The organism is Rhizobium sp. BK512 (assembly GCF_014194915.1).
Classification (GTDB): domain Bacteria; phylum Pseudomonadota; class Alphaproteobacteria; order Rhizobiales; family Rhizobiaceae; genus Rhizobium.
The window spans coordinates 234,931-260,882 of the sequence record NZ_JACIAS010000007.1 but is presented as its reverse complement, the minus strand read 5'-3'; the positions used below and the strand labels follow the sequence as shown (position 1 = coordinate 260,882).

General features: G+C 61.1%; 17 protein-coding genes and 1 pseudogene. 9 read left to right on the top strand and 9 right to left on the bottom strand.

Going from position 1 to position 25,952, the window contains the following annotated elements; genetic code table 11:
* Positions 1–37 precede the first annotated feature (37 nt).
* The 6 genes and pseudogenes from FHX06_RS24575 (at position 38) to FHX06_RS24550 (ending at position 7,907) form a co-directional block, all read left to right on the top strand.
* Complete coding sequence (locus tag FHX06_RS24575) at positions 38–985, top strand: ABC transporter permease (protein ID WP_112970771.1); 948 nt, start codon at positions 38–40, stop codon at positions 983–985.
* Positions 982–1,866 (top strand): ABC transporter permease, encoded by an 885-nt coding sequence (locus FHX06_RS24570; protein ID WP_112545695.1) that lies wholly within the window; start codon positions 982–984, stop codon positions 1,864–1,866. Before FHX06_RS24575 ends, FHX06_RS24570 begins: the two co-directional genes overlap by 4 nt.
* Positions 1,867–1,887: 21 nt before the next feature.
* Positions 1,888–3,672: a gamma-glutamyltransferase family protein gene (locus FHX06_RS24565; protein ID WP_112545696.1), complete on the top strand. Its 1,785-nt coding sequence runs from the start codon at positions 1,888–1,890 to the stop codon at positions 3,670–3,672.
* 2 nt (positions 3,673–3,674) lie between these two features.
* Positions 3,675–4,430 (top strand): DUF1028 domain-containing protein, encoded by a 756-nt coding sequence (locus FHX06_RS24560; protein WP_183881172.1) that lies wholly within the window; start codon positions 3,675–3,677, stop codon positions 4,428–4,430.
* Positions 4,431–4,482: 52 nt separating this feature from the next.
* Positions 4,483–6,320 (top strand): annotated as a pseudogene (locus FHX06_RS24555) (ABC transporter ATP-binding protein).
* 255 nt (positions 6,321–6,575) lie between these two features.
* Positions 6,576–7,907, top strand: a complete 1,332-nt coding sequence (locus FHX06_RS24550) for a glucoamylase family protein (RefSeq protein WP_112545699.1) — start codon at positions 6,576–6,578, stop codon at positions 7,905–7,907.
* Positions 7,908–7,909: 2 nt separating this feature from the next.
* Here FHX06_RS24550 and FHX06_RS24545 read toward each other — a convergent pair whose 3' ends face one another.
* From FHX06_RS24545 to FHX06_RS24520, 6 genes are all read right to left on the bottom strand, one after another.
* Entirely contained in the window at positions 7,910–8,947 is a 1,038-nt protein-coding gene (locus FHX06_RS24545; protein WP_112970766.1) for an ABC transporter ATP-binding protein, read from the bottom strand.
* Complete coding sequence (locus tag FHX06_RS24540) at positions 8,944–10,611, bottom strand: ABC transporter permease (protein ID WP_183881170.1); 1,668 nt, start codon at positions 10,609–10,611, stop codon at positions 8,944–8,946. Before FHX06_RS24540 ends, FHX06_RS24545 begins: the two co-directional genes overlap by 4 nt.
* Positions 10,612–10,674: 63 nt before the next feature.
* Positions 10,675–11,700, bottom strand: a complete 1,026-nt coding sequence (locus FHX06_RS24535; protein WP_112545013.1) for an iron ABC transporter substrate-binding protein — start codon at positions 11,698–11,700, stop codon at positions 10,675–10,677.
* Between the two features lie 206 nt (positions 11,701–11,906).
* Entirely contained in the window at positions 11,907–13,445 is a 1,539-nt protein-coding gene (locus FHX06_RS24530) for an aldehyde dehydrogenase family protein (RefSeq protein WP_183881168.1), read from the bottom strand.
* Between the two features lie 25 nt (positions 13,446–13,470).
* Complete coding sequence (locus FHX06_RS24525; protein ID WP_112970763.1) at positions 13,471–14,754, bottom strand: NAD(P)/FAD-dependent oxidoreductase; 1,284 nt, start codon at positions 14,752–14,754, stop codon at positions 13,471–13,473.
* Between the two features lie 69 nt (positions 14,755–14,823).
* On the bottom strand, positions 14,824–16,230 hold the full coding sequence (locus tag FHX06_RS24520; protein ID WP_183881166.1) for a VOC family protein: 1,407 nt from the start codon (positions 16,228–16,230) through the stop codon (positions 14,824–14,826).
* Positions 16,231–16,335: 105 nt separating this feature from the next.
* On the opposite strand from FHX06_RS24520, the gene FHX06_RS24515 reads away from it, so the two are divergent.
* The 3 genes from FHX06_RS24515 (at position 16,336) to FHX06_RS24505 (ending at position 18,820) form a co-directional block, all read left to right on the top strand.
* Positions 16,336–17,244: a LysR family transcriptional regulator gene (locus FHX06_RS24515; RefSeq protein WP_112544812.1), complete on the top strand. Its 909-nt coding sequence runs from the start codon at positions 16,336–16,338 to the stop codon at positions 17,242–17,244.
* A gap of 70 nt (positions 17,245–17,314) precedes the next feature.
* Complete coding sequence (locus tag FHX06_RS24510) at positions 17,315–17,551, top strand: Lrp/AsnC ligand binding domain-containing protein (protein ID WP_007825394.1); 237 nt, start codon at positions 17,315–17,317, stop codon at positions 17,549–17,551.
* A 102-nt stretch (positions 17,552–17,653) separates the two neighbouring features.
* Complete coding sequence (locus tag FHX06_RS24505; RefSeq protein ID WP_183881164.1) at positions 17,654–18,820, top strand: glycosyltransferase family 4 protein; 1,167 nt, start codon at positions 17,654–17,656, stop codon at positions 18,818–18,820.
* Between the two features lie 15 nt (positions 18,821–18,835).
* Here FHX06_RS24505 and FHX06_RS24500 read toward each other — a convergent pair whose 3' ends face one another.
* From FHX06_RS24500 to FHX06_RS24490, 3 genes are all read right to left on the bottom strand, one after another.
* Complete coding sequence (locus FHX06_RS24500; RefSeq protein ID WP_183881162.1) at positions 18,836–22,147, bottom strand: oligosaccharide flippase family protein; 3,312 nt, start codon at positions 22,145–22,147, stop codon at positions 18,836–18,838.
* Positions 22,148–22,236: 89 nt separating this feature from the next.
* The gene (locus FHX06_RS24495; protein WP_183881301.1) at positions 22,237–23,415 is read right to left on the bottom strand and encodes a glycosyltransferase family 4 protein; all 1,179 of its coding nucleotides are present in this window, start codon (positions 23,413–23,415) and stop codon (positions 22,237–22,239) included.
* Between the two features lie 46 nt (positions 23,416–23,461).
* Complete coding sequence (locus FHX06_RS24490) at positions 23,462–25,936, bottom strand: glycoside hydrolase family 2 protein (protein ID WP_183881160.1); 2,475 nt, start codon at positions 25,934–25,936, stop codon at positions 23,462–23,464.
* Positions 25,937–25,952 lie beyond the last annotated feature (16 nt).

Here is a 25,952-nt window from a genome sequence, read left to right as displayed (position 1 = left end):
CCTGTCGCCGCGTACCGCTGATGGTATCGGAGCGCCTATGTACAGGTTCATCGCCAAGCGGCTGCTGGTCGCCATTCCAACTTTGCTGATCATTTCGGTCTTCGTGTTCTCCCTGCAGAAACTTCTGCCGGGCGACCCGGTTCTGGCCATGGCCGGCGAAGAGCGCGATCCGCAGGTGCTGGAATTCCTGCGGGAAAAATATCATCTCAACGACCCTGTTCCCTATCAGTATTTCTACTGGCTAGGCTCCGCGCTTCAGGGTGATCTCGGCATATCGCTGCGTACCAACCAGCCGGTTCTCGAGCTCGTGGCCGAGAAACTGCCGGTCACCATTCAGCTCGCGATCATGTCGATGATCTTCGCATTCGTGATCGGCGTGCCGATGGGCATTCTGGCCGCCGTCAAGAAGAACACCATCATCGATTATCTCGCCAACATCATCGCTCTCTCAGGCCTGTCGATCCCCAATTTCTGGCTCGGCATCATGCTGATCCTGCTGATCTCGGTGAACCTCGGCTGGCTTCCGGCTTCGGGTTACGAGCCCTTCTTCTCCAATCCGCTGCGCTCGATCGAAACCATGATCATGCCCGCCTTCGTGCTCGGCAATGCGCTCGCTGCCACATTGATGCGCCACACCCGTTCGGCCATGCTGAGCGTCCTGAGCGCTGATTATATCCGGACGGCCCGCGCCAAGGGGCTGCCGGAGAGTTCGGTGGTGCTGGAGCATAGTTTTCGCAATGCCGTATTGCCGATCGTAACGCTCAGCGCCCTGCTCTTCGGCGAGTTGCTCGCTGGTGCGGTTCTCACCGAGCAGATCTTCACCATTCCCGGTTTCGGCAAGCTTATTGTCGATGCCGTCTTCAATCGCGATTACGCCGTCGTCCAGGGCGTCGTCATCTGCACGGCCATCGGCTTCATTCTGATGAACCTCGTCGCTGACATCCTCTACGTTCTCCTCAATCCGCGCATGAGGGCTTCGCTATGACCGCCATCGATCAAGTCGCGGCCACACCCGTTGTCTCGACCGAGCAACGCTCGCCAAGCCGCGCTTGGCGCAAGCTCAAGGCCAACAAAGGCGCGCTCGTCGGCCTCGCCATCATCGCCTTCTTCGCAATCCTTGCCATCATCGCGCCACTCCTGCCGCTCCCCGACCCGAATGCCACAAGCTGGTCGACGATCCGCAAGGCCCCGTCGGCCGCCCACTGGCTCGGCACGGACGACATCGGTCGCGACATCCTCTCCCGCATGATCTGGGGCGCGCAGGCCTCGCTGATGGCGGGCGTCTTTTCCGTAGCGATTGCCGTCCTCATCGGCGTACCCTTTGGCCTGATCTCAGGCTATTTCGGCGGCTGGATCGACATGATCATCTCCCGCATCACCGAGGCCTTTCTGGCAATGCCTTTCCTGATCACCGCGATTGCGCTCGCGGCCTTTCTCGGCCCGAGCCTGAGCAATGCTATGATCGCGATCGGCCTTTCGGCCATGCCGATCTTCGTACGCTTGACGCGCGGGCAAGTGCTGGCGGTCAAGACCGAGGAATATATCGAAGGTGCGCGGTCCATCGGTCTGCGTCACTCCAGCATCATCACCCGCTACATCCTGCCAAATGTCTTCGCGCCGATCCTCGTACAGGCGACGTTGACGATCGCAACCGCGATCATCGCCGAAGCCAGTCTCTCCTTCCTCGGCCTCGGCCAGCAGCCACCGGCACCAAGCTGGGGCTCGATGCTGAATGTTGCCAAGAACTTCCTGAGCCAGGCACCGTGGATGGCGATGTGGCCAGGCATTGCCATCTTCCTCGTCGTTATCGGTTTCAATCTTTTGGGCGACGGCCTGCGCGATGCGCTCGATCCGCGCGAAGCATGACCTCTCGAAAGGACATATGAAATGACCGTATTCACAACCCGCCCCGAAATTCTGGGCACATTCGGCGTCGTTACCTCAACGCATTGGATCGCTTCCGCCGTTGGCATGAGCATCCTGGAAAAGGGCGGCAACGCCTTCGATGCGGCGGTTGCTACCGGCTTCACATTGCAGATCCTGGAGCCGCATCTCGTCGGCCCCGGCGGCGACATGCCGGCAATCATCTATTCCAAGAAAAAGGACAGGGTCGAGGTTATTTGTGCCCAAGGCCCTGCGCCCGCCGGCGCCACTATCGAACACTATACGTCCGAGGGCCTGAAACTGATCCCAGGCGACGGCCTGCTGGCAACTGTCATTCCCGGCTCCTTCGATGGCTGGATGCTGATGCTGCGCGATTACGGCCGGCTGAGCGTGCGTGACGTTCTGGAGCCGGCGATCTATTACGCCGAAAACGGCCATCCGCTGCTGCCGCGCGTCTCCGCGACCATCAGGGGTCTTGCCGAATTCTTTGAAAAGGAATGGCCGACCTCCTACGAAACCTGGGTGCCCGGAGGTTCCGTTCCCGAACCCAATTCCAACTTCAAGAACCCGGTTCTGGCCGAGACCTGGAAGCGCATCATTTCCGAGGCCGAAGCCAAGCAGGGTCGCGAGGCCCAGATTGAAGCCGCCCGCGACGCCTTCTACCGCGGTTTCGTCGCCGAAAAGATCGCAAACTACTTGAAGACCGCCGAAGTGATGGATGCGAGCGGCAACAGCCACAATGCGGTGCTGACGGCCGACGACATGGCGAATTGGTCGGCAACGATCGAGGAACCGCAGACCTACGACTATCACGGCTGGACGGTTGCTAAGATCGGCCCCTGGGGCCAGGGTCCGGTTTTCCTGCAGACCCTGTCGATCCTCAAGGGCATGGACATCGCCGCAATGGCGCCTGATGGAGCCGACTTCGTCCATACCGTGACCGAAGCCATGAAACTCGCCTTCGCCGATCGAGAGATCTACTATGGTGATCCCAAATTCGCCGAGGTGCCGCTCGATCAGCTTCTGTCGGACACCTACGCCGCCGCCCGCCGCAAACTCATCACAGACGAGGCCTCCTTCGACCTGCGTCCTGGGAAGCTGCCCGGCTTCGAGCAGCAATACGATGTGACGATGGACATGCTCGGCGCCGATTCCAAGACCGGGGCCGTCTACGAGCCGACCATGGCGCACCTGAGGGAAAAGCGCGGCGACACTGTTCATATCGACGTCATCGACCGCGAAGGCAACATGGTGTCTGTCACGCCCTCGGGCGGCTGGCTGCAGTCCTCGCCGATCATCCCGGGTCTTGGTTTCTGCCTGAATTCGCGCGCCCAGATGTTCTGGCTGAAGCCCGGCCTGCCGACATCGCTCGCTCCCGGCAAACGCCCGCGCACGACACTGACGCCCTCACTTGCCCTCTACGAAGGCCGGCCGACACTCGCCTTCGGCACCCCCGGCGGCGACCAGCAGGAACAGTGGCAGCTTTCCTTCTTCCTGCGTTATGTGCACCACAAGATGAACCTGCAGGCGGCGATCGACCAGCCGCTCTTCCACACTTCGCATTTCCCTGGCTCCTTCTATCCGCGCACACGTGAGCCGGGCGGCCTGATGGTGGAAGGCAATTTCAGCGCCGACGTGCTCGAGAGCCTGCGCGCCCGCGGCCACGCGCTCACAGTATCCGACCCCTGGACTATCGGCCGCCTGACCGCCGCGCGCCGCGATGCAGATGGACTGCTGCGTGCCGCTGCAACGCCACGCCTCATGCAGGCCTATGCGATCGGGAGATAGGCATGACATGGTCCATCGTCGCCCGTGATCCCGGCACAGGCTATCTCGGCATTGCCGTCGCTACCCGCTTCTTTGCGGTCGGCGGCTTGGTGCCGCATATCCGCGGCGCTATCGGCGCGGTCGCCACCCAGGCATTCGTCAGCCCGCTCTACGGCACCGACGGGCTCGTCATGCTTGCCGAGGGCAAGGCGCCGAATGAGATCATCGCCGAACTGACTGGCCGTGACGTCGGCCGCGACCAGCGCCAACTTCATCTGATCGATGCCCAGGGCCGCAACGCGGCCTTCACCGGCGCCAAATGCATCGATTGGGCCGGTCACCTGGTCGACGATAATGTTTCCGTCGCCGGCAATATGCTGGCAGGTCCTCAAGTCGTCGCCGAGACGCTTGCGACCTACAAGAAGGCAATGGACAAGCCTTTCATCGAGCGCCTGCTGGAATCCATGCAGGCCGGCGAGGATGCCGGTGGCGACAAGCGTGGCAAACAGTCTGCCGCCCTCCTCGTCCACCGTGATCAGGATTATCCCTGGCTCAGCATCAGGGCAGACGATCATCCCGATCCGCTCGCGGAATTGCGCCGGCTCTATGCAGTAGCGCAGGAACGCTACATGCACGTTGCCGAAACGATGGCGACGAAGGCCAATCCCAATGGAATGATCGACAGGCGCGAGATCGATGAAAGGATCGCGGCGCTGGAAGCCGCGCGCATTGCGAAAGGACGACCGTCCGCCTCACTTGCCACGTCTTTGAAGACTTGAAGCCTCTCCGGCAAAGAACCTGCCTCCGGCACAAAAAGAACACGGGAACGATATGAGTGATCAGCCTGCAGCATCCGTCTCTCCGGTCCTTTCCGTCCGGAACCTGACAACTTCCTTTCTCTCCGATGGCGAATGGAGATCGGTTGTTCGTAATGTCTCCTTCGATGTCATGCCGGGGGAAACGGTCGCCATCGTCGGAGAGAGCGGTTCCGGCAAAAGCGTCACCTCGCTTTCCATCATGCGCCTGCTCGCCAAGGGCTCAAGCCGCGTCGAAGGCAGCATCACGTTGACCGGCCGCGATGTCCTCTCCCTCTCTGATCGGGAGATGCGGGCCGTGCGCGGCAAGGATGCCGCGATGATCTTTCAGGAGCCGATGACCAGCCTGAACCCGATCTTCACCATCGGCCGGCAGATTTCCGAAGCGCTGACATGCCATGGTGATATCAGCAAAGCCGACGCGCGCGCCGAAACAATCCGACTTCTCGAGAAGGTACGCATTCCCAATGCTGCATCCCGTTTCGACGAATATCCTCACCAGTTTTCAGGTGGCATGCGCCAGCGCGTCATGATCGCCATGGCGCTCGCCTCCCGGCCCAAGCTGTTGATTGCCGACGAGCCAACCACCGCGCTCGACGTCACCATCCAGGGCCAGATCCTCGATCTCATCAAAGTGCTGCAGGAAGAAGAGGGCATGTCCGTTCTCTTCATCACCCATGACATGGGTGTGGTCGCCGAGATCGCCGACCGCACCATCGTCATGTATCGCGGCGAAGCCGTCGAAACCGGCACGACGGACGATATCTTCAATCGCGGCAAACACCCCTATACGCGTCCCTGCTCTCCGCCGTGCCGCGCCTGGGCTCGATGGATGGCCGCAAATGGCCGCTGCGTTTCCCCGTCGTCGACACGATGACCGGCGAACGATGCGATCCGGTGGAAGTCGCCGAAACCGTCGATCGCCGAAAGACGCCGATCCTCGAAGTGAAGAACCTCGTCACCCGCTTCGATATTCGCGGCGGTCTCTTCGGCCGCAGAACCGGCGCCATCCATGCTGTTGAGGACGTCTCTTTCGAACTCTTTCAGGGCGAGACCCTGTCGCTCGTCGGCGAATCCGGTTGCGGCAAATCCACGACGGGCCGCTCGATCACCCGTCTGGTGCAACCAAATGCAGGCTCCGTCAGCCTCGATGGCTATGATGTCCTGAACCTCGATGCGGTCAGCCTGCGCAATATGCGCCGCAGCATCCAGATGATCTTCCAGGACCCCTTCGCGAGCCTCAATCCGCGTATGACGATCGGTGCCGCTGTCGCCGAGCCCTTCACCGAACACGGGCTTGGCACCCGCACCCAGGCCCGTGAAAAGGCTGCCGACCTGCTCGAACGTGTTGGCCTGAAGCCTGACATGATGAAGCGCTACCCGCACGAGTTTTCAGGCGGCCAGCGCCAGCGCATCTGCATCGCTCGCGCCCTTGCCCTCGACCCGAAGGTGATCGTCGCCGACGAGAGCGTGTCGGCACTCGATGTTTCCATCAAGGCGCAGGTGTGCAATCTGCTGATGGATCTGCAGCAGAGTCTGAACCTCGCCTTCCTCTTCATCTCTCACGACATGGCGGTGGTCGAACGAGTCAGTCATCGCGTCGCGGTCATGTATCTCGGCGAGATCGTCGAGATCGGTCCGCGCGAAGAGCTCTTCCGCAATCCCCAGCATCCCTATACCAGGAAGCTGATGGCGGCTGTGCCCGTGCCGGATCCTGCTCGCCGCGGGATCCGCCGCAACCTCGGCACTGACGAATTGAAGAGCCCGGTCCGCCCTGTGGGTTATATTCCGCCAAAGCGTCAATATCGCGAGGTCGCTGCAGGCCATCTGGTGCGCCTGGAGCAAGCCGCTTGAGCTAGTCCGGGAGGTTTAGGCGACGGCCAAAGAGCGCAAGTATTGCAGGAAGTGGATAGCATCCGAGGGGGTGCGGTTAATCCATTTTGCTGCATCGCTTATATTATTTATTCCAGATATTATTTCACTGACGATTATTAACGCCAACTGCGGCCGTTTGTGATCTCTTATCCCTGCGAATCAAAAAGGTTTGATTTGCATGGGGACAGCCACCATGTTGAAGCATGGGGCGATCAAACAGTTGGGCAGGAGCACATGCTGCAACGGATTGAAGACATTGATGCCGCGCTAGTCGACAGGCTGCAGCACTCAGCGTTCAAGTATTTCCTGAAATATTCCAATCCCGAAAACGGCCTCGTGCCGGATACCTCGATCCCTGGCGTGCCGGCAAGCATCGCCGCGGTCGGCTTCGGGCTTTCCTCCTATCCCGTTGGTGTGGAACGCGGCTGGATCAGCCGTGAGGAAGCCGCCGAGCGCGTCTTCAATACGCTGCATTTCTTCGCCAATGCCAAGCAGGGTACGGAACGTCACGCGACCGGACATCGCGGCTTCTTCTATCACTTCCTGCACGTGGATACCGGCAACCGCGCCTGGAATAGCGAGCTTTCGACGATCGACACTGCTCTGCTCATTGCAGGCATCCTGACCGCCGCCCAATATTTCGACGGCGAGGATCAAACCGAGACCGAAATCCGCGCGCTCGCAACATTCATCTACGAGCGGGTCGATTGGCGCTGGGCTCTGAACAAGGGCGATTGCATCTCGATGGGCTGGAAGCCTTCTTCCGGCTTCCTGCGCTGGCGCTATCACGGTTTCGACGAGGCGATCATCCTCTATACGCTGGCGCTGGCATCGCCGACGCATCCGATCCCGCAGTCGTCTTACGATGCCTTCACGGCAAGCTATTCGTGGATGATCTTCAACGAACAGCCCTATCTCTATGCCGGCCCGCTCTTCATTCATCTCTTCTCCCATGCCTGGATCGATTTCCGCGGCATCCAGGACAAGCCGATGGCCGAGCGGAACTGGGATTATTTCCGTAATACGCAGGTCGTCATCAACGTCCAGCGCGATTATGCGGAACGCAATCCCGGTCAGTTCGTCGGCTATAGCAAGGACATCTGGGGCTTCACGGCCTGCGATGGCCCGCCGCCGACACGCCGGATGCGCGGTGGCCGTAGCCCGAAAGTGTTGGGTTATGCCGCACGCGGTGCTCCGCTCGGCCCCGATGACGGCACGATCGCACCCTGGGCGCCACTCGGCTGCCTGCCCTACGACCGGCAGGCCGCCCTCGATGGCACCAAGGCTCTGCTGACCACCTATCCGAACCTGCTTCTGGAAGGCGGCTTTCCCGGTGGCTTCAACCCGACGGTCCAGACCAAGCGGCCGGAAGGCTGGGTCGACGACCGCACCGTGGCTATCGACCAGGGCCTCCTCGTCATGACGGTCGAGAACGACCGCTCCGACTTCATCTGGAAGCTGATGCGCAAGAACCCGGTCATCCGTCTCGGTCTCGAGCGTGCCGGCTTTACCGGTGGCTGGCTGGCCGGTGAGGGATCCGAAGAGCTGGTTCTGAAGGCGGGCTGAACTTACCGCACGAAGACATGCGCCTTGCCGGCGATATCGAGGCGAACGAGATCGCCTCGCGTCGGCAATGCCACGCTTGATGTCTTGATCAGGATCGGCGGCAGGGCGACAGCCGCAAGCGACACTGCCACCGTGCAAGTCGCGCCGCCGAATTCCACATCCACGACACGCCCGCCGTATTTCGCGTTGGCCTCGTCGACGACGACACGGATCTGCTCCGGCCGCAACATGATTTCCGCTTTGCCCTGATGGGCCCCCTCAACCGGCACACTACCAAGCGCGCAATCGGCAAAGCCGTTCTTGATGATAGCGGGCAGCATCACCGCATCACCAAGGAAAAGCGCCGTCTCGCGATCCCGCGGCTTGAGATAGAGCGTCTGCGGCGTGCCGGCCTGCACCAGCTTGCCCTCGCGCAGTACCGCAACCTGATCGGCAAAGGAAAGGGCCTCGCCCTGATCATGGGTCACGAGAACGGCAGTGATGCCAGCCGTCTGCAGGACGCGGGCAACCGCCTTGCGCATATTTTCCCGAAGGCCTGTATCCAGCGCGGAAAAGGGTTCATCGAGCAGCATGAGGCGCGGACGACGACCGAGCGCGCGGGCAAGCGCCACACGCTGCTGTTGGCCGCCCGAAAGCTGATGCGGCCGGCGATCCAGCATGCTGTTTTCCAGTTCCACCATTTCCAGAAGGTCGCGAATACGCTTTTCGCGATCGGGCGCCCCGCGCTCGAAACCGAAACCGATGTTTTCAGCGACACTCAGATGTGGAAAGAGAGCGCCATCCTGCGAAACGATGCCGATGCCGCGCTTGTGGGCGGGAACACAGGCCGGCCCGTCGGCGAGCACCTCACCATCGAGCATCACCCTGCCGACATCAGGCTGTTCGAAACCGGCGATGATGCGCAGCAGCGTCGTCTTGCCGGAACCGGAGGGACCGACGACCGCCGTGCGGCTGCCTGCCTGAACTTCGAGCGAAATATCCTTCAGGGCCTGAACCGGGCCATAACGCTTGCTGATAGTGTCGATGGTAAGCAGCGTCATTGGCCGGCAGTCCGTTTCGATTGGGCATAGAGCATGAGGGTGAGCGGCAGTGACAACACGACCATCATGAAGGCGTAGGGTGCTGCCGAGACATAATCGATCTCGCTGGTCAGCGACCAGAATTTCGTCGCGAGTGTATCGACGCCGTTCGGCGACAGCATCAGCGTGGCCGTCAATTCATTGGTGATGCCGAGCGCGGCAAGGGCCATGCTGGCGGCAGCCCCCGGCGCTGCAAGACGCATGGTGATCTGGCGCACTGCCTGTCCCGGCGTGCGGCCAAGCCCCATTGCCGCGCGCTCCAGCTCGACAGGCGCCTGCGCGATGCTGGCGCGCAAGCCCACCATGGCGCGGGGCAGGAACAGCAGCACATAGGCAACGAGCAACGTTGCAAAGGTCTGGTAGAGCGGCAGAATAAGTCGGACGGTGATGGAAACCAGCGCGAGCGCCACGACGACGCCCGGCAGCGAACCGACATAATAGTGGCAGGCTTCGAGAATACGCTGGAGGCGGCCCGGCGCGCGCACCGAGAGCCAGGCCATGGGGGCAGCGGCGATTGTCGTCAGCACGCCGCCGGCAATGGCGAGAACGATCGTCTGCACAAAGGCGCTCACGACCTCGAGGCGCCAGATGCCGAGCCCACCGAGATAAAGCCAGCGACCGAGCGTAATCAGCGGCACGCCGAGCGTCAGCACTGCGAGGATGATCGGCAGTGCCAAGGCAGGCGCCACGAACCAGCCGAGCCGGCGGCGATCGGCAGGGCGCGCCGAACCGGAGCCGACGCGCGCATATCGCTCATTGCCGCGCAACAGGATCTCGAGGCCGAGCAGGAACAGGCAACAGGCGACGAGCACGCCACCGAGCATGTTGGAAGCCGGGCTGTTGTAGGAAGACTGGAACTGGTCGACGATCGCGGTTGCAAACGTGTCGAAGCGGATCATCACGAACAGTCCGTATTCCGACAGCAAGTGCAGTGCGATCAGTAGCGAGCCGCCGCAGATGGCAAGGCGCAGCTGCGGCAGGATCGTGCGGAAGAAGACGCGCCACGGATCGAGGCCAAGCGAGGCCGCAGCATCCTCGATTGCCGGATCAAGCCGGCGAAGGGCGGCGGCAACCGGCAGGTATAGGAAAGGATAATAGGCGAGCACCGAAACGAAAACGCCGCTCTGCAACCCTCGCATGCCCGGAAGCAGGCTCACCCAGGCATAGGAATGCACGAAGGCCGGCACGGCGAGCGGGGCGATCGCCAGCCATGCCCAGAACCGTGCGAAAGGGATGTCCGTCCGCTCCGTCAGCCAGGCGAGGGTGACGGCAAGCACGATCGACAGCGGAATGGTGATCGATTCCAGGAGAACCGTATTGACGAGAAGCTCGCCGACGCGCGGGCGGAAAACCAGCGTCTTCACCGTTTCCCAGCCGACATCATAGGTCACCCAGGCAATGAAGCCGAGCGGCACAAGGCTGAAGACCGCGACGATGGAGGCGAGGAGAACGACGGAAGCGTGCGGCATGCGTCCGCGCGGCAAACTCATTCGCGCGGCCCCTGGCGTCACCGGCGCCTTCTTGCCGGATGCAAGCAATCTATTGTCCTGCAGCAAGGCCGATGCCTTCACACGCTGAAAAAGGAAGGCAACCGCTTTTGAAGAGCGGTTGCCGGATTTCGTCATGCCCTAAGGTTTTCTTGAGCCAAAAGCAATAGTTTTGGCCGGAAGAAGCCTGCGGCAGAAAGGTTAGATGAGGCCGGCGGCCGTCATCAGCTCCACGACCTTCTTGCTGTCCAGCGTCGAGGCTTCGACCTTCGGCGCGTCAAGGTCGGCAAGCGGAGTGAGCTTGTCGTTGGAAGCGGCGTCCTTGCCGACGGCGTATTCATAGGAATCGCCATCCTTGAGAACCGCCTGACCGGCCTTGCTGGTCAGATACTTGATGAAAGCCTGAGCTTCCTTCATGTGCTGCGTGGACTTCAGGACACCGCCGCCGGAAACGGAAACAAAAGCGCCCGGATCCTGGTTCTTGAAATAATGCAGGCCGACATTCTTGCTGTTTTCGCCGGTCTTGGCCTGATCGCCGAACCAGTAGTAGTGATAGATGATCGCGCCTTCGACCTCGCCGGCATTGACGGCCTTCATGGCGACGCTGTTGCCCTTGTAAGGCGTGGCATTGTCCTTGAGACCCTTTAGCCAGGCCTTGGTGGCGTCTTCGCCCTTCAGCTGCAGCAGAGCGGCAACGATGGCCTGGAAGTCGGCGCCGGCGGGAGCCGCGCCCCAACGGCCTTTCCAGGCCGGATCCTGCAGGTCGAGCATCGACTTCGGCAGCTTGTCTTCCGTCAGCTTCGTCTTGTCATAGGCGAAAACGGTGGTGCGGGCAGCAATGCCGGTCCACATGCCGTCAGCCGGTCGATACTGCTCGGGAACCTGATCCAGCGTGTCCTTCTCGATCGGCGCAAACAAGCCGGCACCGTCGACCAGCGTCATCGCCGGCGAGTTTTCCGTCAGGAATACATCGGCAGGTGAAGCATCGCCTTCCTGGATGATCTGGTTTGCGAATTGCATGTCGCTGCCCTGGCGCATGGTGACCTTGATGCCGGTCTCCTTGGTGAAGGCGTCGATCCATTCACGGCCCAGGCTTTCGTGCTGGGCATTGTAAACGACGATACCTTCGGACTCCTGCGCATAGGCGCTGCCTGCGAGCGCGGTGGCGGCGAGAAGTGAAGCGGCAAGCGCGAACGCGCCGGAAAGACGGTTAAGAGCAATTTTCATGATGGCCTCCGTGGCGATGTCACCCGAGCTCCCAAGGGTGATGGCAGGCGTATATTTTTGTTGACTGCTTAGTTCAAGTTTCGAAGTCAAAAAAATCATCACATTATCTTGACTCAATTTTTCATCTTCGCAGGGAATAAATCCGGATTTCGTCAAAAAAAAGCGACGCCGGTGAGGCGTCGCTTTTGTGGTTCCAATGCGTCAGCTTATTCGACGTCGAACTTGACGCCCTGCGCCAGCGGCAAGGTCTTGCCGTAATTGACGGTGTTGGTGGAACGGCGCATGTAAGCCTTCCAGGCGTCCGAACCCGATTCACGGCCGCCGCCCGTCTCTTTCTCCCCGCCAAAGGCTCCGCCGATTTCAGCACCGGATGGACCGATATTGACGTTGGCGATTCCGCAATCCGAGCCACGCGAGGAGAGGAAGGTTTCCGCTTCGCGCATATTGTTGGTGAAGATCGAGGACGACAGGCCCTGTGGGACAGCGTTGTGCAGTTCCAGCACGGCATCGAAATCGCTGTACTTGATGACGTACAGGATCGGTGCGAAGGTTTCGTGCTCCACCGGGCCGGTCTGCTCCCGCATTTCGACGAGCGCGGGGCGAACATAGAAGGCTTCTGCCGAACCGTTGTCGACACGCTCACCACCGACGACGGCGCCACCGGCAGCCCTTGCTTGGACGAGGGCCGTCTGCATCTTCTCGAAGGCCTGACCATCGATCAACGGGCCGACCAGTGTACCGGTTTCCAGCGGATTGCCGATCGTCACCGAGCCATAGGCCTTCTTCAGCCGCGGAACGAGCTGGTCATAGACGCTCTCATGCACGAAGAGACGGCGCAGCGTCGTGCAGCGTTGGCCGGCCGTGCCCATGGCCGCAAAGGCAACACCGCGCAGCGTCAGGTCGAGATCGGCCGTTGGGCAGACGATCGCGGCATTGTTGCCGCCAAGTTCCAGGATCGCGCGGGCAAAGCGCTGCGACAGGCGCGGGCCGACGGCGCGGCCCATGGCGGTGGAGCCGGTCGCCGAAACCAGCGGGATCTTCGGATGGTCGACCAGCACTTCGCCGATCTCGCGGCCGCCGATCAACAGAGTAGAGAGATTTGCCGGTGCTTTGCCGCCTTCGGCGACGAAACGCTTCAACGCCTTCTCAAACAGGGCCTGCACGGCAAGAGCCGTCAGCGGCGTCTTTTCGGAAGGCTTCCAGACGGTGGAATTGCCGCAGACGATGGCAAGCGCGGCATTCCAGGACCAGACGGCAACCGGGAAGTTGAAGGCCGAAATGATACCGATGGCGCCAAGCGGATGCCAGCTTTCCATCATGCGATGCTCGGCCCGCTCGGTAGCAATCGTCAGCCCGTAGAGCTGGCGGGAAAGACCGACGGCGAAATCGCAGATATCGATCATTTCCTGTACTTCGCCAAGGCCTTCCGAAGTGATCTTTCCGACTTCGATCGAAACCAGGCGGCCGAGCGCCACCTTGGAGGCGCGCAGTTCCTCGCCGAGCAGGCGGACCAGCTCGCCGCGCTTCGGCGCCGGAACGGCCCGCCATTCGAGGAAAGCCTTGTGTGCCGCATCGATCGCCGCCTTGGCGTCGGCGACGGAATGCTCCTTCAGCTTGCCGATTTCCTTGCCTGTGATCGGCGAGGTGACGGACAGCGTACCGCCCGTATAGCTCCTGGCATCGACGCCGAGATCGGCGAGCAGCTTGGCGGTTTCGGTGGCGAGATCGAGGACGGCGATGTTCATTGTCGTGGTTCCAGTCTTGTTGTTCTCAGAAACGGGCATCGGCGAAATGGGCGACCTGAGCGCCGGCTTCGTACCATAGTTCCCTAAGCGCGCGGAAGCTCTGCTCACGAGGGTCGGTCAGCGGCAAAGGCAGATCCGCTTCGCCAATCCGGCCAAGAATATGCTCCGCCAATGTGCGGCCGAACACCGTGCCGGGCGCAATCCCGCGGCCATTATAGCCCGAAAAGCCGATGACATTGGGGGCGAATTTGTGGAAACGCGGCAGGGCGTTGTCAGTCATGCCGATCTGCCCGTACCATTCGCACTCGAATTCGGCGTCGCCGATCTCGGGGAAGAGCCGCTTCAGCGCGCGCTTGGCCCAGCCCTTGTGCACGGACAGGCCGGTATTGCGCAGCGCCCCGACACTTCCGAAGACCAGGCGGCCAGCCTGATCCATCCGGAAGGACGAGAGAATTTCCTTCGTATCCCATACGCCCTCGCGATTGGGCAGGATCGACTGACGCAGATTATGGCCGAGTGGGACGGTGGCGAAATTGAAATAGGGCAGAAATACCTGTTCGTTGCGCACCTGTTCCCACGGGCCGGTGCTGTAGGCATCCGTCGCCACGATGATCCAATCAGCCGTTACCTGCCCATGCTCCGTCTTCACCACCCACCGGCTGCCTTGCCGCTCGGTCGCAATGACAGAGCTTGCCGTGTGCAGCACAACGCCCGCCTTCTGGGCGGCATGCGCCAGCCCGCGCGCATAGGCAAGCGGTTGCAGCGTGCCGGCCCGCATGTCGAGCAGCGAGCCGGCATAGGCATTCGTGCCAATGCGTTTTGCAGTCTCATCGGCATCGAGCAGTGCGACAGGCGCACCCCGCGCCGACCACTGCTTGTAGCGCTCCTCGACTTCCTTCAGACCGTCGACGCCGACGGCGCAATGAAGCGTACCTTGCTTTTCGAGCTCACAGGCGATCCCGTGCTTTTCGATCAGCTCCATCACCAGCCGCGGTGCATTGCCGAGCAGGTCGAGCAGCCGCTCGCCGTAGACGGGGCCGAGCACCCCGGGCAGATCATCAGGCATGACCCACATGCCGGCATTGATGAGCCCGACATTGCGGCCTGCGCCGCCGAAGCCGATCTCCTTCGCCTCTAGGAGCACAACCCGCGATCCGGCCTCGGCCAGATGCAGGCCGGAAGAAAGGCCGGTATAGCCGCCGCCGACAATGACAACATCGGCATCGACGGCGCCTGACAGTACAGACGTGACGGGTGGCTGGGGAGCAGTCTTTTCCCACAGGCCGTGGGAGCGCGGATCATTGAGCATCGGACAGTCCAGTCTGGATCGAAATCGGTACTCTAGCGCCGCTCCCGCCCCTGCGGAAGCGGCCGATTGTCAGGCGACCGTCTTCAGCTTCAGGCCCGAAAGGCCGAGCTCTTCCATGGCCATATCAAGCGATGCGGCCTGCCGCTCGGCATAAAGCGCGAGCTCGTCCTGCACGTCGGCGCCAAGCGCCTCCTCGAAAGCCGCCCTGTTCGAACGTGTCGCATAATTCTGCTGCTGGTCCGTGCCGAGATTCGACTGGAAGATACCGGCCGCGCTGACGGGCAGGAAATCCTCGTAGATGACAGGATCGAAACGCAGATAACCTTTGGCGATCAGGGCCTCCGGATCGGACGGCAATTGGCCCTTCGCAGCAAGACCTTCAGGCGTCGCCGAATAGTGGAAGAAGGCCAGTCCTTCGCGCCGCAACTCGTCCCAACCGTCCGGCAATGCCTTGAATCGTCCCGCGAGCTCGACACCATAGTCGCCGGCCTTGGCCCCGGATGCGCCGACCTGCACTTCGCCGCGCACCGAGGCGAGCAAGCGATCGTAGAGCGCCCGGCCCTTGGCCGTCAGCGCAACGCCACGCTGTTCTATCTCGCCAAATCGAGCCGTATGCGTGCCTGCCTTCGTGCCGGCAGCATCCGTGAAGGCAATCGGCTCTTCCAGCGCCTTGAAACTCGTCTGCCGCAGCAGGATATCGCAATTGCGCCGCGGCGGTCCTTCGATGACGGCCTTCGGCGTGATGCCGCGCTCCGGCATACGCCGCTGCACTTCATCAATATCGAGCGTGCGCGGAGTGAGATGGTTGATATGTGGGCCCTTGAAGCTGACGACATCGGCAATGAGGCGGTGTGCGTCATGCAGGCGCTTGTAGGTCTCGGCACTGACGGTTGCCTCGCCATGCCAGCGGAAGGTTTCCAGCGCCTCGGCGACAAATTCTGCAGCTTCCGCTTCCGTCAGTCCACCAGCCTTCTCATGCTGCTCGATGAGTTTGATGGCGCGCGGCGTGTAGATCTGCCGCTTGGCCAGGATATCAGCGGCTTCGGCGCGCAATTCCGCGTCCTCGATCAATTCCAGCTGCAACAGCGAGGTAAAGACACGGAACGGATTGACGTTCAGCGCCTTTTCTTCGACAGGCCTGAAGCAGGTAGAATGCACGGGAACACCGGCGACCGAGAGATCGTAATAACCGACCGACTGCATGCCCATAACGGCAAAGAGCCGTCGGATGGTGAAGAGTTCCTCAGCCGTTCCGAGACGGATCGCACCGTGGCGCTCGACATCGATGCGCTCGAGCTCACCTGCACGCCGAAGCCGCTCGCTAAGTTCCTGGTCTTTCGCGAGGACTTCGGCGTTGACCTCCCCCACAAGCTCGATCAGCGTCCCGTATTGCGGCACCTCCGTCCGGTACATCTGTGACATGGCTTCGGTGAAAAGCGAACGGATGCGGTCCGTGGAGACGAAAGCGCCGGGCATTGAAGAAAACTCCGCGTTCATTCCGATTTTGCAGGATGAAGTTCTTTACAAGGGCTCTTAGGCGGTGAATATCGACGTTTCGGAAATAGCTCATTCTAAAATGGAATGATCATGCTTGCACCAAGGCGCTTTCTGCCATCGATTGCTCATCTTGCCGCCTTCGAAGCGGTCGCCCGCACCGGCAGCGTAACATCTGCCGCCCGCGAGCTTGACCTGACACAGAGCGCCGTCAGCCGCCAGATCAAGGCGCTTGAGGAACATCTTGGGGTCGAACTGTTCCTGCGCGAGCGCCAGACCGTGCGCCTTACTCTTGCCGGCGATGCCTATGCCCGCGAAATCCGGGAAGCGCTGCGACGCATCTCCAGCGCCTCGCTGAACCTGCGCGCCAACCCGCACGGCGGCACGTTGAACCTTGCGATCCTGCCAACCTTCGGCACACGCTGGCTGGCGCCACGCCTGGGCCGTTTTCTCGGTGCCAACCCCGGTGTCACGATCAACCTCGTCACCCGGCTCTCCTCCTTCGATTTCCGTCTCGATTCCATCGATGCAGCCATCCACTTCGGCCATCCGCACTGGCCGGGCGCCGAACTCGCCTTCCTGATGTCGGAGCGCACGCTGCCCGCCTGCAGTCCGGATTTCTTCAAGCGCAACGAGATCACCCGGCCGGAAGATCTGCTCTCGGTGCCGCTCCTGCATCTGACGACCCGTTCCGACGCCTGGGAGCGCTGGTTTGCCGATAACGGCGTCGCCTTCGAAAGCGTGCATGGCATGCTGTTCGACCAGTTTGCCACCGCAGCACAGGCGGCCATCGCGGGCCTAGGCGTCGCCCTTCTGCCAACCTTCCTCATCCAGGATGAGCTGGAGCGCGGCGATCTCGTTGCTGCCGTCGACCGCGAGATGGAGAGCCGCGAGCGTTATTATCTCGCCTTTCCGCCGGAGCGCGCCGATTACGCGCCGCTTGCCGCTTTTCGCGACTGGATCGTCTCCGAAGCCCATTCGGGTTCCGACACGTAAGGAAGGCTTGCATCGCGGACGCGCTTTCGACCATTATGCGCGCCATCAGAATTCGATGCAGGAAATTCCCATGAAGCCGATTTTCGTCCAGCTCCAGTGCGCCCCCGGCAAGACCTACGAGGTCGCCGACGCCATCTACAAGACCGAGCTGGTCTCGGAGCTCTATTCGACATCAGGCAACTACGACCTGCTGCTCAAGGTCTACATCGAGGAAGGCCAGGATATCGGCAAATTCATCAACGACAACATCGCCAATATCCCCGGCATCGTTCGCTCGCTGACGACATTGACCTTCAAGGCATTCTAAAGCGGTTAACCATCGCACCAATAAAGCCGGAGGGTCACTTCCTCATATACCGCACCTTAAGGCTCGGTATGGCTGGTCATTCCCATAGAGAACAGGTGGGAAATGTCCCTCTCCGTGGTAGAGACCGTCGAGAACAGCCCGCAGCCGAAAGCTGCGCCCCTCATCGTGCACGTCGTACGGCAGTTTCTGCCCAACCGTGGCGGCCTTGAGGATGTGGTCGCCAATCTTGCCCGGCAAACGTTGAAACGCGGCTACCGCGTCCGTGTTGTCACGCTTGATTCCCTCTTCACCGCTCCCGACGACAAGCTTCCCGCGCGCGAAACCATCGACGGCATCGAGGTTGTCCGTATCCCCTGGTCCGGCAGCAGTCGCTATCCGGTAGCACCACAGGTCTTCCGCCATATCGGCGACGCCGATCTTATCCATGTCCATGCGATCGACTTCTTCTTCGACGCGCTCGCTTGGGGCAGGTTCCGGCACCGCAAGCCCATGGTCGTCACGACCCATGGCGGTTTCTTTCACACGAAGAAATTTCTTGTTATCAAGAAGATATGGTTCCGAACGTTGACACGCCTCTCGGCGATCGCCTATCGCCGCGTCGTCTGCTGCAGCGCGTCGGACCTCAGCCAGTTCATCCAGATCGTCCCCGATGGCATGACCATCGAGAATGGCGCCGATATCGGCAAATTCGCCGATGCCGCCTCGCGCACGCCCGAGCGACGCATCATCACGATCGGGCGCTTCTCCGTAAACAAACGGCTCGATCTTCTGCTGGATGCGGTGGCAGCACTCGTAAAACGCAATCCCGATTGGCATCTGGACGTTGTCGGCGCCGAATCCGATCTCGATGCTGCTGACGTCAGGCGGGAGATTGCCGCAAGATCGTTGGAAGCATCCGTAACCCTGACCATTTCGCCGGACAATCACGCGATCCGCGGCATCATTGCCGAGGCATCACTCATGGCTTCGGCATCGGAATATGAAGGCTTCGGCATCGTTGCGCTGGAAGCGATGAGCGCTGGCCTGCAGCCGGTCCTCAACATCAACGAGGCCTATCGCGCGCTCGCAGGACGGCATGAGGAAATCATCCTTGCCGACTTCACGAAGCCGGAACTCGCGGCGGATGCGATCGAGAAAGCCTATCGCGACGTCACCGTCGAGGGTTCGTCCTTGCGGGAGAGCCTCATGCAGGCCGCCCACGCCTATTCGTGGGATGCCGTTGCGGACCGTTATATCGACCTCTACCGCTCAATCGGCATTGCCACTTAAAAGATCCGGAAATTCCTAGGCTTTCGCCAGCCGGACGATCTCGTCCAGTACCAGCTTGCGCGATTCCGGCGGCGTCAGATTGTGGTCTGCATCCTGCAGCATCACCAGACGCACGTTCGGATGCCGGGCGAACTTGTGGCCACCCGGACCGAAGTGGAAATACATGTGGTCGAGACCGACATCGCCTTCGCTGTAGATCAGCGTCAGCGGCACCTTGCGTTTGCCAAGCGCCGCAAAAGACTGACGCACCTGGCGTGCGATATGACGACGGCCCGGAATGAGTTCCACAAGCGGCGCGATGCGCGGCGAAAGCCGGCGGCCGACCGCGATAAAGATATTCTGCAAAGCAGCGAAAACATCGACCTCCCCGCGGAACAGCCGCCTGACCGTGTCGAGCCGCATCATCCGCTGGCCGTAATCGTCGACGCTGCGAGGAACCGAGACGACGTGCTCGCGCCGCACCGGCATTTCCGGATCCCAGTAGTAAACGAAGGGATTGATGGAAACGATCGCCTTCAGGCGCTCGTCCTCGATACCCGCGCGAAAAGCCACATAACCGCCGCTACAGCGACCCGCGACCATGATCGGGCCGGCGACGAAGCTTTCCAGCAAATCGATGGAGGCCAGCGCATCGTCCGTCTGTGTCGCGGAATAGAGAACCTGTTCCGGGGCATCCGGACGCGGAACGCTGTCGCCGACATTGGCAGAATCGAAGCGCAGCGAAACGACGCCCTGGCGAGCGAGCTCGCGCGCCATATCGACAGTCGTCCGGCCCCAGCCGGCATGGCGGTCATAGGCCGTCGACATGAAGAGCACGGCGTTACCCTTGATCTCGCCCTGCGGCCGGCTGACGACGCCGATCAGATGCTGGAAGGCGCCGAAACGAACCGGAATCTCCTCAAAACCATCACCTGCGAGCGGCCGGTTTTCGACCTCCTGCGAAGAGCGACCGACGGACGGGGCAGGAGCGGTTGTCTCGACAAGCCATTCGGCAAGCAGCTCGATGACTGCCATCGGCGTCTTGGCAAACAGCGGGTTCGTGACCAGTTCGTCATAGCCTTCGAAAACGCGCTGCTCGACATTGCCGCCGAGTGCCTTCAGGGCGTCCGCGAAACTCGTGTCATCAACCCGAGCCGGGCGTTCGAGGACAAGGTAATTCGGCGCCGCAAGCTCCTGCGGCGAACCGATATTGAGTTTGCCGATTTCGGCAGCAATCGTGTCCGGCAAGGTCAGGCCGGCGATCTGAACCTGGGCGCTTTGCGCATGCTCCTTGCCGAGACCGAGGTCGGCATGAATGATCCGCGACCACATGTTGATTTCGCGCAGATGCCCCCTGCCGCTGAGGACAGGCGCCAGCAGCACGATGCTGTCGACGCCCTCGATCGTGTGGCAGGTCAGATGAGCAAGCGTGCCGCCGAGACCCTGGCCGACAAGAATGACCTGCGAGCAACCGCTGAGCATCTTCAATTTTGAAGCTGCCGCGCGGATGGAATTCTTCCAGATTTCCAGACCGGGTGCCTGATCGCCGAAATCGAGCGCGTCACCCGTTCCCGTATAGTCAAAACGCAGGCTCGGCACGCCAATGTCAGAGAAATGCTCCGCCGCGACGCGATAGAATTTCCGCGTGCACATTTCTTCGAAGCCCCAGGGGCTCACGAAAAGAACGGCAGCCGAGCGTTTTTCAACATCAGCCTTTTCCGGCATGAAGAGACCGATCGTCCCGTCGAACACAACAGGAAGGGCAGCGGCACGGCCGGCGCCTTCGGCCGGCTCGCGCGAGAACTCTTCGTTATCAGGCTTCTTCTCCCCACGTTCGGGGGTCGGCGTAGAGATGAAATTGACGACACGCCTTGCTGGTCCCTGCAGGAGAGCCGGTATCTTGTCGAGGATCGAGCGCAGCACCTGGATATCTTCGACCGGAACGGCACGGAGGACTTTCAACGCAGCGAAGTAAGCAAACGCGCCGGCGATCATCGCAGCAACAAGACCGATCGGACCCTGGATGAGCTCAAGCGCAGTGATGGCGCCGCAAGCACAAAATACCGCCGCAAGCGCAATCTTCGCAAGGCTGAGATAAAGACCCGAAAGCTGAGTTCCGAAGCCCGTTTGTCTGACCATCATTACCGACATCGCAACAAATACGGCGATGCGCACAAGTGCGGCACCCTCGGCGGCCAGCCTAGGTACGATGAGTAAACAACCCACTACCATAAGAAGGCCACCTATCACACTGATTTTCAACCGTACATTGGCCTTGTCGATTGAAAGCAGGTATAGGCTGAGAACCTGCATGAGCGTGTAGGCTGGCGCGACAAGCGCAAGCAGCGCAACAACTCCGCCGCTTCGATCGAAGGCTTCGCCGAAGACCACGTGCACCAGTTCGCTGGAGATTGCGGCGAGCCCGAGGCTCATGGGCAGCACGATATAGGCCATGCTGCGGATGACGGCTGCAAAGGCCTCGACCGGGAACTTCGAGTCGGCGCTGGTGTGCCGCCGTTCCGAATAATAGGGCAGCAGGCTGCCGCTCATCTGGATCGGAAGCTGCAACGCTATATTGGCGATCGACAGACCCGCCGCATAGAAGCCGACCATTTCCACCGACCAGAACTGCTGCAGGAAAAGCAGTTCGATACGATTGAGGAAGATCGAGTCGATGATGAATTGCATCGACAGGATCACGGACGACGAGGCCAGATATTTGAGCGATACGCCGCAGCGATCGCGCCGGGCAAAAAGAATCGGCAAAGTAGCAACGAAAAGCACCAACTGGCCGAGCGCGTAGCCGACGAGCACGCCCTCCACCCCGTAGAAGACGGCACCGACCGCCACGCCCGCTAGCTGGAAAACCGAGACGATCAGCGTCAGCTGGAAGAACGTGCCGAGCCGTTTTTCACCGATCAGGTAGAATTTGACGAAGGAGCCGATCGCCTGGATGAAGAAGAGCATACCTGTCACAAGCGCCACAGACGGCGCGGTGTCGGCCCAGTGCATTTCCTCCGATGTCAGGAAGAACAGGGCGTAGAGCCCCAGCAGCACCAACGTGGAACAGACCATGAAGGCGACCAGGATCGAGGCAAACCCCTTGCGTTGCTCGAAACTGTAGCCCTGTGCCGAAAGCTGCGGCAGCGTCTTCAGCAGCGTGATGCTGGAGCCGAGTTCGGCAATCGAGGCACCCGTGACGACGAGCCAGAGCGAAAAGGCAACTATGCCGTTCGCCTCCGGACCGAGCAGACGCGCGGTTATGATCGAGGAAACGAACCCCGTTACCAGAAGCAGCATGCCCGCCGCCGCATTCATCACCGAATTTGCAATAATGCCCTTCGACATCCGTCCATCCGCCAGAAGCCGCACCGCGGCCGAAAACAAGTCATCACTAAATTGGAAATGTTAAAATAAAGGGGAGTAAAGCGCTCAGCTTAGCTCGCCTGCATCGCAGAAAGCCGTGAAAGCGCCTTGTCGTAGCTATGCTCGGCGAGGTGGCGCACCAGATAGGTCCGCGCCGCCTCTGCTTTCTGCTGCGCAGCCTCGGGATTGGAATAGATGCTCTTCAAATGCGCCGCCGCGGTCGCGGGTGAAGGATCGGCCCAGACGGCATTCGTGAGATCGGCAAATTCCGGATGGCTGTCGACGACGGGAATAAGCGACGGCTCGACCAGCCATATATTCTCGGGATCGCAGAAATCAGCCGTGCCTGACCAACCGGTCGAGATGACGGACGTGCGATGCATGATCGCTTCAGCCACCGTCAGGCCGAAACCCTCCGAACGATGCAGCGAAAGATAGACATTGGAATCGCGAATGATGCCGTTGATCTCCGAACTCGCCAGATTGTCGGTAACGATCCTGATGTTGCGGTCGCCTTCCACGGATTGCATGAGCGCGCGAAGTGCCTCGTCCCGGACCGGATTGCCACTCGCCTTCATCAGCAGGAAGGCATGGGGGCATTCGGCGCTGAAGAGCCTGAAGGCCTTAATCGCCGCCTGCGGGTTCTTACGGTTGATCGAGGAACCGGCGCTGAAGACGAACGATACGAGGAAAGCATCCTCGGCAATCCCGAACTTCTGCCTGATGCCGTCAGCAGCCGGCCGCTCGGTCACCGGGTGCGGCACGACAATGACAGGTGCAGTCGTATGTGGCGCGATTGCCCGCCTGGTGAATTCCGAGGGAACGAAGACAGCGTTCATATAGTGCATGGCATTGCGCCATTCCGCCGGCACAACTTCCAGCTCCCAGGCCCAATAACCGATATTGAACGCACGGGTGAAATTGCCGAGACCTTTCTTCAGGATCGCGCGCGGCAGCATGGGCGGATTGAGATGCCATATGCGGCTTCCCGGCTGTCCGCCGGAGATTTGCTCGGACGTCCATTCGACCAGCTTGCCTTCATCCGGATGTGTGCTGACATCCGCAAGCATGATCTCACGGCCTGCCTGGGAAAGCGCGGCAGTGCAAAGCCGTGCGGATTCGCCCACACCTGCCGCCATCGACAGATAACCGACGATCTCGACCGGTCGGCGCGGATTGAAGGCAAGCCGCGATTTGACAATCAGCCGCTGCAACAGATGCCCACGCACGCTTCGATAGACGCCCCGCAAAGCCTCTTCCGCCTGCACCCTGATCGTCATGACCGCTCCCTGGTCCCTAAAGCGCGAAACGGCGCAAGGCGCCGACGCTCCTGATTTCGCCTGCCGGCAATGCATCGCGATCAATGCCCGCAGCGGCGATGAGCTTCACTCGCTTGGCAGGGCCTGGTGCCAGATGGAACCAGTCCTCTTCGGCCCGGTAGCCTTCGACGTCGATATGCACCGACTGGGCAAGCCTGTCGGTCGTAAGCGTGATAAACCAATCATCGCCCTCACGCAGGAAGGACGCCTCGATCGTCGCGTCGTGGAAGGCTTTCGCCCGGCCACGCGGGAAATGAAAAGCCTGCGCCAGCAGCGCGCCGTCCATCGTCGAGCGCAGCCACGCCACGCTAACGTCATGCGATGGCGCGCCGAAACGAAAGGCATAAGTGGCATCGAAGAAGCCGCCGAAGAGATCGGTGCAGGCAATCCGCTCCACGCTTCTTGGATCGAGATTGAAGGCCTTGCTACCGCTCGCGACCTGCTGGCGCCCCTCACGGAGGCAGGCGACATCGAGTTCGAGAGCCACCACCTTGTCGGTTTCATTGATGACATGGACATAGAGGCCATTCGTCCCCTCGTCCGTAAAGACTGCCTGCGCAGGACGGAAGGCCCGGCGCATCGCATGCCAGACAGGTTTGGGCTCGCCAGTGGAATCGATCACGCCCCAGCCGGGACCCGGCAACAGATCCTGCAGGGTCCAGACAAGCGCGCCATTGCAGGTCGATCCCTTGCGCCGCCATTCGGCAAAGGTTTCCTCCAGCACCTCACCTGTGACGGCGCGCGACAGGTCGAGATAATGTTCGGGATCTTCACGGCGAAGCTTGGCGGGGTCGACGTCATAGAGAAGCCCGAGATAGAAATCCCTGACATCCTCGAAATCCCAGGAAGCGCCGCGGTCGCGCGGCACCCGCTCTTTCCAGAGCGGACTGTGAACTGAGGGCACGTCGAGATGCCGTTGCAAGGTCTTCTGCTGCGGCACATGCGCGAAGGCGAGGCTTTCCGCCGCAAACCGCACCTCCGCGCGGCGCGCATCCTCAAGCGGCCGCATATAGGCGCCGACGCCGTAATAATGCGTGACGCCCGCATTGGGCGAAAAGGGCATCGCTCCGCCATAAGGCGAATTCGGCACGTAAGGGACGTCAGGCCGCATGCGCTGGCAGATCGCCGGGATGATCTCGTCGGTAATCGGCCCGCTCCAGAAATCCGAGGGCAGGCCGAACATCGCCGCCTGCTGGTGGATTTCGCTGCCGCCGCAGAGCACGGCGAGCGACGGCGAAAGCTGTACGCCGTGGAGGAATTCCTCCACCTCGGCATGCACATGGCCGATAAAGGCCTTGTCGTTCTTCGGATAGTCGAAATTGGCGAACATGAAGTCCTGCCAGACCATCAGCCCAAGTTCGTCGCAGAGCGCGAAGAATTCCGGCGTCTCATAGGCCATGGTCCCGCCGATGCGGATCATGTTCATGCCGGCTTCGGCAGCAAGCCGCAGAAAGGGCTCATAATCGGCGCGCTCGCCCGGCAGCCGCGCTATGTCGGCAGTCGTCCAGACTGCGCCACGGCAGAAGATCCGTTCGCCGTTGACGCAAAGCGCGAAATCACTGCCGTCAGCGCCGTGGTCGACCTCGATACGCCGAAATCCCGTCCTGCCGAGCGACTGTTCCTCGCCGTCAAGAACCAGCGTCACATCATAGAGATGCGGCGCGCCATGCGTATGCGGCCACCAGGCCTCGACCTCGGGCAGCTTGAGGATTGCCGAATAATGCCTGTCGCCGATCTTCTCGAAACCCTGCTCGATACCGGCGCAGCGCAGCAACATCACAGGCTCGTCGCCATCTGCATGAAGAGAAACGCTGAGCCGTCCTGTCCCAATTTCATCCAGAACGGCACGCACCGTGACATTGTCGACAGAGGCGACGTTTCGGCGCACGAGCGAGATCGGCCGCCACGGCCCGACCGCATGGATCTCCGGGCACCAGCCGGGCATATGCCCGAGCAGCGTCGTGCGGATGTTCTTCAGCCCTTGCGGCGTGATCATCTGCGGGCGCCAGCGGGCTCGCGGTCCGGGTTCTCCAAGGCGCGGGGCGAGCGCCCGGAAGCAGAGCGCCAGTTCATCACCGCCTGCGAGCGTCACCGGTATTTCATGGGCGGTGAACATGCTCTCGGAGAAAAGGATCTCAACGCCGTTCAGAAAAACATGGCAGATCGTCGCCAGCCCCTGAAAACGCAGGAGCGCCTCGCCCGGCTCCGCATCGAAGAGGCGGGTCAGATACCAGGCGTCCCTGGTGTTGAGCGCCTGAGGATTTTCCCGATCAAAAAGCCCGGCTCTTTCCAGCGCAGCTGCGACAGTGCCCGGTACGGGTGCCGGAATGAACTGCGCCGACAGATGGATATCGTGCGGCGTCGCACAAGCATCAGGCTCGGTCAGAACCAGATTCCAGCCTTCGGTAAGAAGGCTTTCCTCAGCCCCTATGCTTGCCAACCGCCCCCGCATGGTCAGATCTCCGGCT

Bases quoted from the DNA above. Each gene is read 5' to 3' on its own strand.
- FHX06_RS24570 (WP_112545695.1), top strand. From the start codon at position 982: ATGACCGCCATCGATCAAGTCGCGGCCACACCCGTTGTCTCGACCGAG.
- FHX06_RS24525 (WP_112970763.1), bottom strand. From the start codon at position 14,754: ATGCTCAATGATCCGCGCTCCCACGGCCTGTGGGAAAAGACTGCTCCC.
- FHX06_RS24560 (WP_183881172.1), top strand. From the start codon at position 3,675: ATGACATGGTCCATCGTCGCCCGTGATCCCGGCACAGGCTATCTCGGC.
- FHX06_RS24530 (WP_183881168.1), bottom strand. From the start codon at position 13,445: ATGAACATCGCCGTCCTCGATCTCGCCACCGAAACCGCCAAGCTGCTC.
- FHX06_RS24540 (WP_183881170.1), bottom strand. From the start codon at position 10,611: ATGACGAAATCCGGCAACCGCTCTTCAAAAGCGGTTGCCTTCCTTTTT.
- FHX06_RS24515 (WP_112544812.1), top strand. From the start codon at position 16,336: ATGATCATGCTTGCACCAAGGCGCTTTCTGCCATCGATTGCTCATCTT.
- FHX06_RS24505 (WP_183881164.1), top strand. From the start codon at position 17,654: ATGTCCCTCTCCGTGGTAGAGACCGTCGAGAACAGCCCGCAGCCGAAA.
- FHX06_RS24565 (WP_112545696.1), top strand. From the start codon at position 1,888: ATGACCGTATTCACAACCCGCCCCGAAATTCTGGGCACATTCGGCGTC.
- FHX06_RS24550 (WP_112545699.1), top strand. From the start codon at position 6,576: ATGCTGCAACGGATTGAAGACATTGATGCCGCGCTAGTCGACAGGCTG.
- FHX06_RS24490 (WP_183881160.1), bottom strand. From the start codon at position 25,936: ATGCGGGGGCGGTTGGCAAGCATAGGGGCTGAGGAAAGCCTTCTTACC.
- FHX06_RS24520 (WP_183881166.1), bottom strand. From the start codon at position 16,230: ATGCCCGGCGCTTTCGTCTCCACGGACCGCATCCGTTCGCTTTTCACC.
- FHX06_RS24575 (WP_112970771.1), top strand. From the start codon at position 38: ATGTACAGGTTCATCGCCAAGCGGCTGCTGGTCGCCATTCCAACTTTG.
- FHX06_RS24510 (WP_007825394.1), top strand. From the start codon at position 17,315: ATGAAGCCGATTTTCGTCCAGCTCCAGTGCGCCCCCGGCAAGACCTAC.
- FHX06_RS24535 (WP_112545013.1), bottom strand. From the start codon at position 11,700: ATGAAAATTGCTCTTAACCGTCTTTCCGGCGCGTTCGCGCTTGCCGCT.
- FHX06_RS24545 (WP_112970766.1), bottom strand. From the start codon at position 8,947: ATGACGCTGCTTACCATCGACACTATCAGCAAGCGTTATGGCCCGGTT.
- FHX06_RS24500 (WP_183881162.1), bottom strand. From the start codon at position 22,147: ATGTCGAAGGGCATTATTGCAAATTCGGTGATGAATGCGGCGGCGGGC.